At 35.8% G+C, this 15,114-nt stretch carries 16 protein-coding genes and 1 tRNA gene; all 17 read left to right on the top strand.

Translation table 11 applies throughout. The features are described from left to right. The first annotated feature begins 49 nt into the window (after nt 1-49). Nucleotides 50-991 (top strand): hypothetical protein, encoded by a 942-nt coding sequence (locus tag K6112_02430; protein QZP18218.1) that lies wholly within the window; start codon nt 50-52, stop codon nt 989-991. Further along, on the top strand, nt 981-2,657 hold the full coding sequence (recJ, locus tag K6112_02425; protein ID QZP18217.1) for a single-stranded-DNA-specific exonuclease RecJ: 1,677 nt from the start codon (nt 981-983) through the stop codon (nt 2,655-2,657). The genes K6112_02430 and recJ overlap by 11 nt, the downstream gene beginning before the upstream one ends. Then, the gene (tpiA, locus tag K6112_02420) at nt 2,654-3,418 is read left to right on the top strand and encodes a triose-phosphate isomerase (protein QZP18216.1); all 765 of its coding nucleotides are present in this window, start codon (nt 2,654-2,656) and stop codon (nt 3,416-3,418) included. Before recJ ends, tpiA begins: the two co-directional genes overlap by 4 nt. A gap of 28 nt (nt 3,419-3,446) precedes the next feature. Then, entirely contained in the window at nt 3,447-3,791 is a 345-nt protein-coding gene (gene secG, locus K6112_02415; GenBank protein QZP18215.1) for a preprotein translocase subunit SecG, read from the top strand. A gap of 16 nt (nt 3,792-3,807) precedes the next feature. Further along, nucleotides 3,808-3,892, top strand: a tRNA-Leu gene (locus tag K6112_02410). Nucleotides 3,893-3,923: 31 nt separating this feature from the next. After that, on the top strand, nt 3,924-4,280 hold the full coding sequence (locus K6112_02405) for an NADH-quinone oxidoreductase subunit A (GenBank protein ID QZP18214.1): 357 nt from the start codon (nt 3,924-3,926) through the stop codon (nt 4,278-4,280). 4 nt (nt 4,281-4,284) lie between these two features. Continuing rightward, nucleotides 4,285-4,761, top strand: coding sequence for an NADH-quinone oxidoreductase subunit B (locus K6112_02400; protein QZP18213.1), 477 nt, complete (start codon nt 4,285-4,287; stop codon nt 4,759-4,761). Beyond that, nucleotides 4,758-5,354 carry an NADH-quinone oxidoreductase subunit C gene (locus K6112_02395; protein QZP18212.1) on the top strand — a complete coding sequence of 199 codons (597 nt, stop codon included), beginning with the start codon at nt 4,758-4,760 and terminating at the stop codon, nt 5,352-5,354. The genes K6112_02400 and K6112_02395 overlap by 4 nt, the downstream gene beginning before the upstream one ends. Then, on the top strand, nt 5,347-6,600 hold the full coding sequence (locus K6112_02390) for an NADH-quinone oxidoreductase subunit D (GenBank protein QZP18211.1): 1,254 nt from the start codon (nt 5,347-5,349) through the stop codon (nt 6,598-6,600). Before K6112_02395 ends, K6112_02390 begins: the two co-directional genes overlap by 8 nt. Next, entirely contained in the window at nt 6,600-7,073 is a 474-nt protein-coding gene (locus tag K6112_02385) for an NAD(P)H-dependent oxidoreductase subunit E (GenBank protein QZP18210.1), read from the top strand. Before K6112_02390 ends, K6112_02385 begins: the two co-directional genes overlap by 1 nt. Nucleotides 7,074-7,078: 5 nt before the next feature. Continuing rightward, on the top strand, nt 7,079-8,395 hold the full coding sequence (gene nuoF, locus K6112_02380; protein QZP18209.1) for an NADH-quinone oxidoreductase subunit NuoF: 1,317 nt from the start codon (nt 7,079-7,081) through the stop codon (nt 8,393-8,395). After that, nucleotides 8,392-10,695, top strand: coding sequence for an NADH-quinone oxidoreductase subunit NuoG (gene nuoG, locus K6112_02375; GenBank protein QZP18208.1), 2,304 nt, complete (start codon nt 8,392-8,394; stop codon nt 10,693-10,695). Before nuoF ends, nuoG begins: the two co-directional genes overlap by 4 nt. Nucleotides 10,696-10,701: 6 nt before the next feature. Next, a complete protein-coding gene (gene nuoH, locus K6112_02370; protein ID QZP18207.1) occupies nt 10,702-11,721 on the top strand; it encodes an NADH-quinone oxidoreductase subunit NuoH in 1,020 nt (339 codons plus the stop codon). 5 nt (nt 11,722-11,726) lie between these two features. Then, entirely contained in the window at nt 11,727-12,218 is a 492-nt protein-coding gene (gene nuoI / locus K6112_02365) for an NADH-quinone oxidoreductase subunit NuoI (protein ID QZP18464.1), read from the top strand. Beyond that, nucleotides 12,218-12,835 (top strand): NADH-quinone oxidoreductase subunit J, encoded by a 618-nt coding sequence (locus tag K6112_02360; protein QZP18206.1) that lies wholly within the window; start codon nt 12,218-12,220, stop codon nt 12,833-12,835. The genes nuoI and K6112_02360 overlap by 1 nt, the downstream gene beginning before the upstream one ends. Continuing rightward, on the top strand, nt 12,832-13,137 hold the full coding sequence (gene nuoK, locus K6112_02355; protein ID QZP18205.1) for an NADH-quinone oxidoreductase subunit NuoK: 306 nt from the start codon (nt 12,832-12,834) through the stop codon (nt 13,135-13,137). Before K6112_02360 ends, nuoK begins: the two co-directional genes overlap by 4 nt. Nucleotides 13,138-13,139: 2 nt before the next feature. Beyond that, the gene (gene nuoL, locus K6112_02350; protein QZP18204.1) at nt 13,140-15,113 is read left to right on the top strand and encodes an NADH-quinone oxidoreductase subunit L; all 1,974 of its coding nucleotides are present in this window, start codon (nt 13,140-13,142) and stop codon (nt 15,111-15,113) included. Nucleotide 15,114: the final 1 nt, after the last annotated feature.

Below are 15,114 nucleotides of genomic sequence, written 5' to 3'. Positions count from 1 at the left end.
TTGCCTTACTTTATTTCGGTTTACTTATTTATCTTTTTGTTATCAAGGTTTGACTCAATTTTATAAAATTAAATGTGACTTCATTCCGCAAAGTGAATATTTAAATCAGTTAATAAAATTATGCGATCACTCAATAATTAAAAATAATTCCTTTGAGAAGGAAGTATGTAATGATTTTAATATTGAGCAACAAAATGATTATCCTGTTGGCGCCATTTTGGCGGGTGAAGAATTCACACCAGACTCCAAATATACTTTTTTTCAGGCAACACCCTGCTATTTTTCACTTCAAAGAGATTTTTATAAGTTTGAAAAAAATTTAGAAAATGAGTGTAGTCCTGATGAATTAAATTCATTATGCATCGATCTTAATCAACACTTTTCTACTAACGACCAGAGCTTCTTTATTTTTGAAAATAAATTATTCTTTGCAACGATAAAAAATTCAAATATATCTACTTATTTCCCAGAAGAAATCAATCAAGTTCCCAACAGAGATTTTTTACCTTTTGGGCAAGATGAAGTCTGGTGGCATAAATTTATAAATGAATTACAAATGTTTTTATTTGATTATCCTGCCAACAAAAAAAGAGAAGACAAGGGTCAGTATCCAATTAATTCTATTTGGTTTAGTGGTGGAGGTAAAAAAATTAATACAAATCTTAATAGCCAAAATAAATTTGTATTCAGTGATCTGATGCTTTTAAAAAAAATATCGCTACTCAATTTAGAGGGGGTAAAAATTAAGTCTTTTACCGAAAGCGATAATAGAAAAGAAGATTGTTATTTGTATCATCATATCTTTGAAGCAAAAACTGAGTATGACGTTTTTAAAACTATCCTTGAAGATTTAAAATCAAAAAAGATCTCTAATTTAAACCTTTCTCTTTATCTGGGTTCCTTCAAAATTTTATTTAAAACGAATTTCTATAGAAGATTAAAGTTTTGGGGTCATAAAAAAGAGTTACAAGAGATATTGAATGAAGCTTAAAGAAAAAAAAATCAATGCGGAACTCGAAAAAAGGCTAAATGAAGAAGGTGTTCAACCAGACCTCGCTAAAATTTATGCTGCCAGAAAAATTGATAGTACTGAACAGATAAACTATCAACTTGACAAACTTTTACCTCCCCACTTATTGCATTCAAATATAGCGGTTGGCGAGTTTTTATGCCAAGCCATAATAGATAATAAAAAAATAGTTATAGTAGGTGACTACGATGCCGATGGTGCGACAGCAAGCGCATGTGGAGTTCTTGGGTTAAAAAAATTTGGTGGTAATGTTGATTTTATAGTGCCTAACCGGTTTGAATACGGCTATGGATTAACTCCCGAAATAGTTAGCATAGCCCTAAAAAAAGAGCCTGATATCATCCTTACCGTTGACAATGGAATTGCAAGTCATGACGGAGTGGAGGCTGCCAATAAGGCGGGAGTAGATGTAATCATTACTGACCATCACCTTCCTGGTAAAACATTACCTAACGCCAAATTCATTGTAAATCCAAATAAAAAAAATTGTTCATTCCCAAGTAAAAACTTATGTGGCGTTGGGGTCATGTTTTATGTGCTACTTGCGTTAAGAATTGCTTTTAGAACAAAGAACAAGGAGTCCCAAGAGCCTGTATTAGTTGATTTACTCGATTTAGTAGCATTAGGGACGGTTGCGGATTTAGTCCCTCTTGATTTTAATAATCGGATTTTAGTTTCTTTTGGAATTAAAATTATTAGAAGCGGAACTACTAATTTTGGAATCAAAGCGATAATTAACGAATCAAAAAAAAAACAGGCTCATCTTATGACATCTGACTTATCTTTTATCATCGCACCTAAAATTAATGCTGCTGGAAGGCTCTGTGATATGACGGTTGGCATTCAATGTTTTTTGGCTGAAAATTTAGATCAAGCCTCAAGTTTTGCAAAACAACTCATCAAATTTAATGAAAATAGGAAGCTCATAGAATCGGATATGGTGTTATCTGCTATTGAGGAATTGAATGATCAGAGCTTCAAAAATTCGCATTCAATCGTTCTAACTAATGATAAATGGCATCAAGGTGTGGTAGGTATATTGGCTTCTAGATTGAAGGAAAAATTCTTCAGACCAACAATTATTTTTGCAAATTTTAATGATGAAATGATTAAGGGATCGGGAAGGTCGATAGAATCTTTTCACCTTCGCGACATACTAGATCTTATATCCAAGCGCCACCCCAGTTTAATCAAGACATTTGGAGGTCATGCTATGGCAGCGGGGCTAAGTATTAAAAAAAATGATTTTAAAAAATTTAGCGAAATATTCGAATTAACTTGCCAAGAATTCATAACACCTGACTTACTGAATCAAATAGTTGAATATGACAAAAGTATTGAGCCTGAAAATTTAAATTACCCTATGGCTAAAATGATCAATGAACAAGTTTGGGGACAGGGATTTCCATCGCCTTTTTTTGTTGATAATTTTGATGTATTGCATCAGGAAGTTATTGCAGAAAGGCATATAAAGTGCTTTTTAAAAAAAGATAAGAAATTTCAAGCAATATTTTTTAATAATAACCAGACACTACCTGATAAAATAAGGGCTGTTTATTCTATTGATGCAAATGAATTTAATGGAAATAAAAACCTTCAAATAATTATAAAAAGTATTGTGGAATGAAAAAAAAGTCAAAAAAAATAGTCATTGGCAATATGAAGATGCATGGCTCATTAGATTTTAATGAAAGCCACTTCAAAAGCCTCAAGCAAAAGCTAAGCTCATTCAATGAACTATCAATTACCTTATGTGTGCCTTACCCATACTTATTCCAGGCGCAAAAAATACTAATGGGTTCAAATATTCATTGGGGCTGCCAAAATGTGGCAAAAGAATTAGAAGGGCCTTTTACTGGGGAGGTAAGCGCTCCAATGATTAAGGATTTTCAAGGTGAATTAGTAATTGTAGGTCATTCTGAGAGGAATACAGCCTACTGCGAATCAGATGAAAACATTGCAGAAAAATTTAATATGATTAAGAAATATAAAATGACCCCTCTGCTGTGTGTCGGCGAAAATCTTATTGAGCGTGAAGCAGGAATAATGGAAAAGGTAGTCTCCGAGCAGATTAAAACGATTCTTGATTTATATGGTCAAGATGTTTTCAGGGAGTCAATAATTGCCTATGAACCAATTTGGGCAATTGGTTCTGACTCGGCGGCAAGTCCTGAGCAAATAGAAAAAATGTGTGAATTCATAAAGCAATTAATTTATACAAATGACACAGATAATGATGATATAAATATTGTTTATGGTGGCAGTGTTAATGCAAAAAATGCGGTACAATTATGTGAAATTAGTGGGGTAGATGGAATATTAATGGGCAGAGCATCTTTAGATGCAAATGAATTCTACGAAATTTGCAATAGTATTCATAAAATTTAATTAAAAATTCAAAAAAAGATAGTTAAATATGGAAAATTTAGTAACGATAATTCATGTAGTAGTGAGCTTGGCAGTGATAGGGCTAGTCTTAGTCCAGCATGGTAAAGGAGCAGATGCGGGTGCTGCATTTGGAGGAAATTCTTCTGGCAGCGTGTTTGGTGCGCAAGGCTCTGGTAATTTTGTAACAAGACTAACAGCAATATGTGTAACCGTATTTTTTTGTACAAGCATAGGCCTTGCTTTCATAGCGAGTAATAAAAATGCAAGTTTTGCGGTAGAACAGATTCAGGAAAATAGCTCTCAATCAGTTGAAACCAAAGAGCAACCTTTTGGGTCAGATGAAATTGGAAATACTCAAGATATTCCCAATTAACATGACTTTTGGCTTAGCCGTCGTGGTGGAATTGGTAGACACGCTATCTTGAGGGGGTAGTGACGAAAGTCGTGAGAGTTCGAGTCTCTCCGACGGCACCATATTGATGGTATTTAAATTTAAGGACTTTTCGTGCTGGAAAATTATTTTCCTATATTAGTGTTTATAATTATCGGCCTTTTTGTAGGGTTAGGCCCTCTCATCCTCGGTAAAATATTAAGTACAAGTAAGCCTTACAAAGAAAAAAACTCCCCATATGAATGTGGATTTGAAGCCTTCGAAGATGCTCGAATGAAATTCGATGTTAGGTATTATCTGGTAGCAATCTTATTTATTCTCTTTGACCTAGAAATTACATTCCTTTTCCCGTGGGCAGTTGTAATCAATAAAATTGGAATGTTTGGATTTGTATCCATGCTCATATTTCTCTTTATCTTGGTTGTCGGTTTTATTTATGAATGGAAAAAAGGAGCATTAGATTGGGAGTAATTAGATGAGTATTGAGGGAATATTAGAAAAAGGCTATGTTACGACCAACGTAGACACTTTAATAAACTATGCTAGAACTGGTTCATTGTGGCCAATGACTTTTGGGTTGGCATGCTGTGCAGTTGAAATGATGCACGCAGGCGCATCAAGATATGACCTAGACCGATTCGGTATTGTTTTTAGACCAAGTCCAAGACAATCTGATGTGATGATCATTGCAGGCACATTAGTCAATAAGATGGCACCAGCATTGAGGCGTGTATATGATCAAATGGCAGAGCCTAGATGGGTCATTTCGATGGGCTCATGCTCAAATGGGGGCGGTTATTACCATTACTCATATTCTGTCGTAAGGGGTAGTGACAGAATTGTTCCAGTAGATATTTATGTTCCTGGATGCCCTCCCACAGCAGAAGCATTGATGTTTGGAATTTTGCAACTACAAAAAAAAATTAAACGTACTAACACAATTGCCAGATGAACCAGAGCATAAAAAAACAAATTCAATCCCTCAAATCTTTTTTTAAGAAAAAAATACTATCTATTAATGAAGATAAAGGTGAGATTACAATTACCTTCGATCAAGAAAATATCATTGAGTCATTAAAGGTTTTAAGAGATAGGTCTGAATTTGATTTTAAACAGCTAATTGATTTATGTGGTGTTGATTATCAAGATTTTAAAATAGCTGCACATGATGAGAAGAGATTTTGTGTTGTATACCACTTACTTTCTTTAAAAAATAATCTGCGCTTAAGGGTCAAAGTATTTGCTGAAGATGATGAATTTCCAATATTTCCAACAATGACTGAAGTTTGGCCTAACGCGGATTGGTATGAAAGAGAAGCATTTGATTTATTTGGGTTAATGTTTATCGATCATCCCGATTTAAGAAGACTTCTGACAGACTACGGTTTCGTTGGTCATCCTTTTAGGAAGGACTTTCCAATGATAGGGAAGGTTGAAGTTCGTTATGACCCAACCCTCAAAAGGGTAATTTATGAGCCTGTTTCTATCGATGAGAGAAATAATGTCCCAAGATTAATTAGGGATGAGGGTATCCATCGTGGCTGAGATTAAAAACTATACAATGAATTTTGGGCCTCAGCACCCAGCAGCTCATGGTGTTTTAAGGCTTGTACTTGAGATGGATGGCGAAGTAATACAGCGTGTAGATCCACATATTGGCTTATTACACAGAGCAACTGAAAAGCTAGCTGAGAATAGGACATACCTTCAATCTGTTCCTTATATGGACCGTCTTGACTATGTTTCTATGATGATGAATGAGCATGCTTATGTGATGACAATAGAAAAGCTATTGCAGATAAAGGTACCAATTCGTGCGCAATATATCCGAGTTTTGTTTGATGAAATCACCAGAATACTCAATCACTTACTTTGGTTAGGAGCCCATGCTCTTGATGTTGGGGCTATGACGGTTTTCCTTTATGCCTTTAGGGAGCGAGAGGATTTATTTGACTGCTACGAAGCAGTCTCTGGTGCAAGAATGCATGCAGCTTATTATCGACCTGGGGGTGTGTATCGAGATTTACCATCTACGATGCCTCAATTCCAACCCTCAAAAAAACAAAGATCATCTGAAATAAACAAACTAAATAAAAATAGATCAGGATCACTGCTAGATTTTATAGAAGATTTTGCTAAAAGATTTCCAACTTATGTGGATGAATATGAAACGCTTTTAACTGATAATCGAATTTGGAAGCAAAGAACAGTCGGGATTGGTGTTGTTGATCCAGATCGAGCGGTTGCATTAGGAATGACAGGCCCAATGTTAAGGGGCTCAGGAGTGGAATGGGATTTACGAAAAAAACAACCTTATGAAACATATAGTAAATTAGATTTTAAAATTCCTGTCGGTAAAGAGGGTGATTGTTATGACCGTTATTTGGTAAGAATGGAGGAGATGAGAGAATCCAATAAAATTATCAAGCAATGTATTGCGTGGCTTAGAGAAAACCCAGGTCCGGTGATTTCAAATGATAATAAAGTGACCCCACCATCAAGATCAGAAATGAAAGAGGACATGGAATCGATGATTCACCATTTTAAATTATTTACTGAGGGTTTTCATATCCCTAAGGGCGAAGCCTATGCAGCTGTAGAGCATCCAAAAGGTGAGTTCGGAACTTACATCATTTCTGACGGCGCAAACAAACCTTATCGGCTAAAAATTAGGGCGCCAGGCTTCCCACATTTGGCAGCGATAAATGAAATGACAAAGGGACACATGCTGTCAGATTTGGTAGCAATTATTGGTACCCAAGATATTGTGTTTGGGGAGATTGATAGATAATGCTAACTGAAATTACAAGAAAAAAAATAGACGGCGAATTAAAAAAATTCCCTATCGATCAAAAACAATCTGCCATTATTGCAGCGCTGCAAATAATCCAAACTGAAAATGGTTTTTTAACAGATGATTTAATTGCACAGGCAGCAGACTACCTAGACATGCCAAAAATTGCAGCAATGGAAGTGGCAACTTTTTATAATATGTTTGAACTTAAACCTGCTGGAAAATATAAAATTTCGGTTTGCACAAATATCTCATGTGCCTTAAGAGAGGCTGACGACATCGTATGCCATCTTCGAAAAAAATTGAATATTAATTTTAATGAGGTCACAAAAGATAGTAAATTTAGCTTAAAAGAAAGTGAGTGTATGGGTGCATGTGGCGGAGCACCACTTATGACAATAAACAATCATAAGATGTATGAACATTTAACACCCCAAAAAGTTGATCAAATTCTTGAGGAGTTAGATTAATAATAATGCTGAACAATAATTTACATAAAGCATCAATTAATAGTGAGGTGTTTCCTATATGCTTGAGGACATCTAATTTAGAGGACTCTTCAAGCCTTCAAACCTACCTCAGTGTTGGTGGGTATGAGCAAATTCAAAGAATTCTAAAAGAGAAAATCTCCCCGGAAAAATTAATTGAAGAGATTAAAATTTCTGGTCTCAGGGGGAGGGGAGGCGCAGGTTTTCCTACCGGCATAAAATGGTCATTCATACCAAATGATTCAGCTGGAACAAAATACATCGTTTGTAATAGTGATGAAGGTGAACCGGGTACTTTTAAAGACAGAGAAATAATCAAAAAAAATCCTCATCAACTAATTGAGGGGATGATAATCGCTGCATATATTATGGGCGCACAGGTTGGATATAACTATATTCATGGGGAAATATGGGAAGAGTATGAGTCATTCGAAAAAGCCTTAGCTGAAGCAAAAAAAGCAAATTTTTTAGGTAAGTCCATTTGTGGGTTAGGTTTTGATTTTGAATTATATGCATTCCATGGGTACGGTGCATACATCTGTGGTGAGGAAACCGCACTTATTGAATCTATTGAAGGTAAAAAGGGACAGCCAAGATTTAAACCTCCTTTTCCGGCAACGTATGGTATCTATGGACGACCAACAAATGTTAACAACACAGAGACATACGCAACAATTCCTTGGATTATGCAACATGGGGGAGAAAGTTTTGCAAATATCGGCGTAGAAAATTCAGGGGGTACTAAGATATTTTCAGTATCAGGCCATGTTGAGAGGCCAGGAAACTATGAAATACCAATGGGGATGCCATTTAAAAACTTACTAGAGCTTTCTGGGGGCGTTTGGAAGGGAAGAAAATTAAAAGCAGTCATACCTGGGGGACCTTCAACACCAGTTCTTCCTGCCGCAGAAATTATGAAAACCACTCTTGATTATGATGGCTTAAAAAACTCAGGCTCGAGTGTCGGTGCGGGTTCACTTATTGTGATGGACGAAACTACCTGTATGGTGTCAACTCTTAAGAGATTATCCTACTTCTTTTATGAAGAATCATGTGGTCAATGCACCCCTTGTCGAGAAGGTACAGGCTGGGTTTATAGGGTAATCAAAAGAATTGTTGATGGCAAAGGCAAACCTGAAGATATTGATTTGCTTTTAGACGTCAGTAAAAAAATTTCAGGGCGGACGATCTGTGCGCTTGGTGATGCAGCAGCAGTCCCTGTATTAAGCTTTATTAAACACTTTAAAGATGAATTTAAATACTATATAAAAAATGGTAAGAGCATGATGGATGCCAGATCATGATTAAAATTAAAATTGATGGAAAGACTCTGGAGGTTAAACCAAAAACATCAATCATTGAGGTGGCTGATAAGGTAGGCATCGATATACCTCGTTTTTGTTACCACAAGAAACTCAGCGTTGCCGCAAACTGCAGAATGTGCCTTGTCGAAGTAAAGAACTTTGCCAAACCACTTCCAGCTTGTGCCACACAGGTGATGGAAGGCATGGAGATTTCTACAAAATCAAAATTTACCAAGGATACGCAAAAAAGTGTCATGGAGTTTTTACTTATCAACCATCCCTTAGATTGTCCTATCTGCGATCAGGGAGGAGAGTGTGACTTGCAGGACACGGCCGTCGCATATGGAGCCAGTAAAACACGATATACCGAAGAAAAGCGTGTGGTGTTTGATAAAAACATTGGCCCATTAATTTCAACTGACCTAACCCGATGTATCCAATGCACAAGGTGCGTAAGGTTTCTAAAAGAAGTGGGTGGCATGGCTGAACTAGGACTAATAGGAAGGGGTGAACATGCAGAAATTTCTGCATATGTTGATAAATCCGTTGAATCCGAATTATCCGGAAATATTATCGATTTATGTCCGGTAGGTGCGCTTACATCAAAACCCTTTAGATATTCTGCCAGAAGTTGGGAGCTTTCAAGAAGAAGTACGATCGCATGTCACGACAGTTTAGGTTCAAATATTGAAGTTCATGTTAAAGATGACGTTGTTAAAAGGGTAATACCAAAAGAAAACGAATCGATTAATGAGTGCTGGATTTCAGATAGGGATCGATTTTCATACGAAGGCCTCAGTCATAAAGATAGAATTAACCTTCCTTTAAAGAGAGAAAAAAATCAATGGAAAGAGATCGACTGGGAAGATGCCTATGAGCTTATTGAGAAAAACATAACAGATATCGATATTAAGAAATCTAATAAAATCGGGATTATTTGTTCGCCTCAAAGTACCTTGGAAGAAGGTTTCTTATTGAAAAAAATTGCCAAAGAACTTAATACCTCTCATATTGATTATCGCCTTCTTGAAAAAAGCTTTTCAGAGAATAATAATTGGTTAGGTTGTAAAATTGATGAAATAGAGTCCCATGATGCAATATTGGTTGTTGGCTCAAATTTAAAACATGACCAACCACTGCTTGCACATCGCTTTAGAAGATATGCAAATAAAAAAAATAATTTCTCAATTATCACTTCATACGATGATTTTTATTCAACTCGCTGTCTAGAAAAAGTTATTGTTAATCCTTCAGCATATATAAATTATTTATTAATGATCCTGAAACAGGTTCAGTTAAGCACAAAATATAAAGTCAATTCTGAAGTTATAAGAAATTTATTAAAGGCTGTAAAGCCATCTACTGAGGCAAAAAGAATAGCCAAAAGCCTGTTATCAAATAAGAGTAGGGCAATTTTTTTAGGCAATCAAATTTTACATTTAGATGACGGCGACAATATAAAGTTGGTTGCAATGCATATCGCTCAAGCGGTAGGAGCTACATTTGGCTTAATACCTGGTTACGCGAATAGTGTCGGTTTAAATGAGCTCAATCTAAATACAGACAATATCTCAGCAGATAAGATTTTGAGTCAAAAAAAAGAAGCATACATAATGATGAATTTTGACCCGTTGTATGACTATCATTCACCCAAGAAAATAAATGCTGCACTTAAAAAAGCGAAATTTAATCTGGCAATTTCTCCGTACATATCTGACTCTTTTAGAGAATTTGATATTGTATTGCCAATGACCCCATTCACAGAAACATCAGGGACATTCATAAATATGGAGAAAACAATACAATCATTTTCTGCGGTAACACCACCTGCTGGGAAGTCTAGGCCTGGTTGGAAAATATTACGTGTTCTAGCAAATTTTTTACAACTTGAAGGTTTTTCTTATGATTCATCTGAAGAGGTGAAAGCTGATGCGATGATCGAAATGGACAAAAAAAATGAATTTAGCCTTAAAGATTTTAAGCCTAGTAATATTGAGAGAGGTCTTGAAGTATTAAATGTCGTTAGGGCGAATGATTCAGATATGATTGTTAGACGTGCCGCCTCATTGCATCAAAATAAAAATAAAGACCAAAGCTGCTGCCTAATTAATCCGACAACAATGCTCGAGGAGGGGTTAATAGATGGGCAAAAAATTAAGATTTCTTCATCGGAGGCTGAAATCTTAATTAATGTTAAAGCGGATGATAATGTTTGTTTAAATGCGGTTGTTATTTATGGAAAGCAAGATGAAACTTTTAGCCTAGGTATGCACAATAAAGTGAAAATTAAAAAAGCCTAATAAATTATGGAAAGTATGTTTACTCAGCTACCTGAATTTTTTATAACAACGTTCTGGACAATTCTAAAAATTGTGGCAATTGTAATTCCATTGATGGTTTCAGTCGCTTATTTGACATATTTTGAGAGAAGAGTGATCGGTTTTATGCAGGGAAGATTAGGACCAAACAGAGTAGGATATTTCGGTCTTCTTCAACCCATAGCTGATGCATTAAAGCTGATGTTTAAGGAAATAATTAATCCCACAAAATCAAATAACTTTTTATTCCTTCTCGCACCCATCCTAACTATTGCACCAGCTTTTGCGGCTTGGGCTGTAATACCATTTAATGCGGAACTTGTTTTATCTAATATTAACGCGGGTTTACTTTATGTTTTAGCGATGACATCGATTGCTGTTTATGGTGTCATTATTGCTGGATGGGCTTCAAATTCAAAATATGCTTTTTTGGGCAGCCTACGTTCAGCTGCACAGATTGTATCGTATGAGATAGCAATGGGCTTTACATTGGTCGGTGTTTTAATGTGTGCTAATAGCCTAAATCTAGGTGAAATTGTTATGGGCCAATCTGGTGGTATTTCACAATGGTATATTTGGCCACTTTTCCCCCTATTTATTATTTATTTTATCAGCGCTGTTGCCGAAACGAACCGAGCTCCTTTTGATGTGGCTGAGGGTGAGTCTGAGATTGTGGCGGGCTTCCATGTTGAATATTCTGGGATGGCTTTTGCAGTATTCTTCCTTGCTGAATACGCAAATATGATTCTTGTCTCAATGCTTGCTGCATTAATGTTTTTAGGGGGATGGTTATCTCCTTTTGAATTTCTGCCTGATAGTATTGTTTGGTTATTACTAAAAGTCGCTTTCTTACTTTTCTTTTTCTTGTGGTTCAGGGCAACATTCCCCAGATACCGATATGATCAAATTATGAGATTGGGCTGGAAAATATTTATTCCTATCACTATATTTTGGATAATTTTTGTTGGATTTATGATGCAAACGCCATACCGGGAGATGTTCCATTAAAAAATATGTTTAAAAAAATAAAACAGTATATAAAAAGTTTGACGCTCTTCGAGCTAGTTATTGGTCTTGGGCTGACGGGGAGATATTTTTTTTCAAAAAAAATAACGATTCAATATCCTGAAGAGCGTACACCCCAATCACCCAGGTTTAGAGGTTTGCATGCATTGAGAAGATATCCCAATGGCGAGGAACGTTGTATTGCATGTAAGCTTTGTGAGGCTGTATGTCCTGCAATGGCAATTACAATCAAATCCGAAATGAGAGAGGATAATACAAGAAGAACGACGCAGTATGATATTGATCTGACCAAATGTATATTCTGTGGGTTTTGTGAGGAATCATGCCCAGTAGATTCAATTGTAGAAACCCGAATTTTAGATTACCACGGAGAGGAAAGAGGAGATTTAGTCTATACAAAAGAAATGCTACTGAAGGTCGGCGATAAATACGAAGATCAAATCGCTAAAGATAGAAAAGAAGAGGAAAGCTACAGGTAATGGACTACTCTTCTGCTGTTTTTTATTTTTTTTCTTTTATTTTGCTTTTCTCAGCCATCAAAGTTATTACATCAAGAAACCCAATTTTTTCGGCGTTATTCCTTGTCCTTTCTTTTTTTAGTGCCGCTGGCTTATGGTTATTACTTCAAGCAGAATTCTTAGCGATAGCACTCGTTCTTGTATATGTTGGCGCAGTAATGGTTTTATTTCTGTTTGTCATCATGATGATTGACATCAATATTGAGGTAATGAAAAAAGGATTTTGGAATTATTTTCCTGCCATAGGCTTTGTATCAATTATTATGCTAACTGAGATTATTCTCGTTTTAAATAAACCGTTTTTCAAGACGCCAGCCTTATTTAAACCTCCCTTAAAAAGCAATACAGATGCAATTGGTGAAGTGCTATACAGTGATTATATATTACCATTTGAAATTGCAGCCATAATACTTTTAGTCGCAATCATCTCAGCTATAGCACTTACATTGAGAGGGAAAAAAATGCATAAGGGTATCGACCCAGCCATCCAGATAAGTGTTAAAAAATCAGACCGACTCAAAATGGTTGATATGGAAATAACTAAAACAAAAACAAAAAAGCGAGATAAAAGAAATTGATTAATTTATCTCATTTTTTAATTCTAGCTGCCTTGCTCTTCATGATAGGTGTTGTAGGTATTTTTCTGAATCGAAAGAATATTATTATTCTTTTGATGGCGATTGAGTTGATGTTGCTGGCGGTAAATATGAACTTTATTGCATTTAGTTATTATTTAGGTGATATTGCAGGTCAAATATTTGTCTTCTTTATTTTGACTGTTGCGGCAGCAGAGGCGGCTATTGGCTTAGCAATTATTATCATCGTCTTTAGAAATAACCGATCAATCGATGTTGAAGACATTAATAGATTGAAAGGGTGACTATGACAATTTTAAACATTTTAACTGTCATACCTTTAGCCCCTTTATTTGCAGCATGTTTTGTGGGTCTTTTCGGTAAAAAATTACCAAAATATTTTTCTTTCGGGGTTCCTATTTTTGGTGTATCAATTGCGTTTGCTTTGTCTATGTATGCGCTTTATCTAACTCTTTACGGCTTTAAATTAAATGAAACTGTTTACACCTGGCTTGCATCAGGTGGTTACATATTCGAAGTCGGTTTTTTAATCGATACGCTTTCTGCTGTCATGATGGTCATTGTTACTTTTATCTCGCTTATGGTCCATATCTATACAATCAGTTACATGAAAGATGATACTGGCTTTAGTCGATTCTTTAGCTATATCTCTCTTTTCACATTTGCAATGCTGATGCTAGTGATGAGTAATAATTTTCTACAGCTCTTCTTTGGCTGGGAGGCTGTTGGACTAGTTTCTTATCTATTAATAGGTTTTTGGTATAAAAAACCAAGAGCAATTTATGCAAACCTAAAAGCTTTTTTAGTCAATAGAGTAGGAGATTTTGGCTTGATACTCGGTGTTGCCTTAATCATGTTTTGGTTTGGTACTTTGGACTACCAAGAGGTATTTAATAGACTACCCGCTCTGCTTTCACAAGAGGTAGTTTTATTTAATACTTCAATTTCATTGGTTACCTTAATCGGAACCTGCCTATTCATAGGTGCGATGGGTAAGTCTGCTCAGGTGCCTTTACATGTGTGGCTGCCAGATTCAATGGAGGGACCAACGCCAATCTCTGCATTAATTCATGCAGCAACAATGGTCACAGCGGGTATTTATTTAGTGGCACGTATGTCTCCTTTATTTGAGCTATCTGATTTTGTTCTATCAATGGTAATTGTTATCGGGGCAATTACTGCGATATCAATGGGCATTTTAGGCATTGTTCAAAATGACATTAAAAAAATAATTGCTTACTCAACATTATCACAGTTAGGTTACATGACGGTTGCGTTAGGGGTATCTGCCTATTCTGTTGCTATTTTTCATTTGCTCACCCATGCCTTTTTTAAAGCCTTACTTTTCCTAGGGGCGGGCTCTGTAATTATCGGAATGCATCATGATCAAGATATAACTCAAATGGGTGGGTTAAAAAAATATATGCCTGTGACTGCCCTTACTTTTTTAATAGGCTCCTTATCTCTAATCGGCACTCCATTATTCTCTGGATTTTATTCAAAAGAAACTATTATTGAAGCGGCAAGCTTAAGTTCAGCATCGGGCGCTAACTTTGCTTACTTCGCATTGGTGTTTGGAGTATTCTTTACAGCACTTTATAGTTTTAGGCTTTATTTTCTAGTTTTTTGCGGGGAGGAAAGGTGGCACACCATACGTCGTAAAAAAAATGAACATGGCTTGAAAAGTAAAGAATACCCCGTTGAGAGCTCAAAAATTATAACTATCCCTCTGGTGATATTGGCGATCCCATCAATCTTTATTGGTATGCTTTTGATAGACCCACTGGTATATGGCAATTTCTTCGATGGCAATATAACGGTTGATAATAAAATTCATACCAATATAGATCTGCTTGCAAGTCATTATCATGGCGTATGGTCGATGGCGGTTCATAGCCTATTTACCCTCCCTCTTTGGTTTGCGATAGCTGGGGTTCTTTTAGCATGGGCATTATTCATAAAAAAAATGAAGATTAATTTCAAATTCTTAAATCCCTTTAAGAGCAGCTTAAAAAATAATTATGGGTTTGATGATTTTAATGAAAAATATATCGCCAAAGGCACCTTAAAACTCGGTGATTTTTTATCAAGCAAGGTGGATATTAAAATTATCGACGATTTTTTAGTTAATGGCTCTGGTAGGTTAGTTACTTATTTTGCTAATAAACTAAAGTTAATTCAAAGTGGGTACATATACCATTACGCATTTTTTATGATTATTGGTTTATTTTTACTAATTTCATTTTTTGTGAGAACTTAGA

The sequence above is a fragment of the Methylophilales bacterium genome (genome assembly GCA_019823025.1).
GTDB lineage: Bacteria > Pseudomonadota > Gammaproteobacteria > Burkholderiales > Methylophilaceae > BACL14.
Note: the sequence above shows the minus strand (reverse complement) of the source record. Positions and strands in the feature narration are given on the sequence as shown.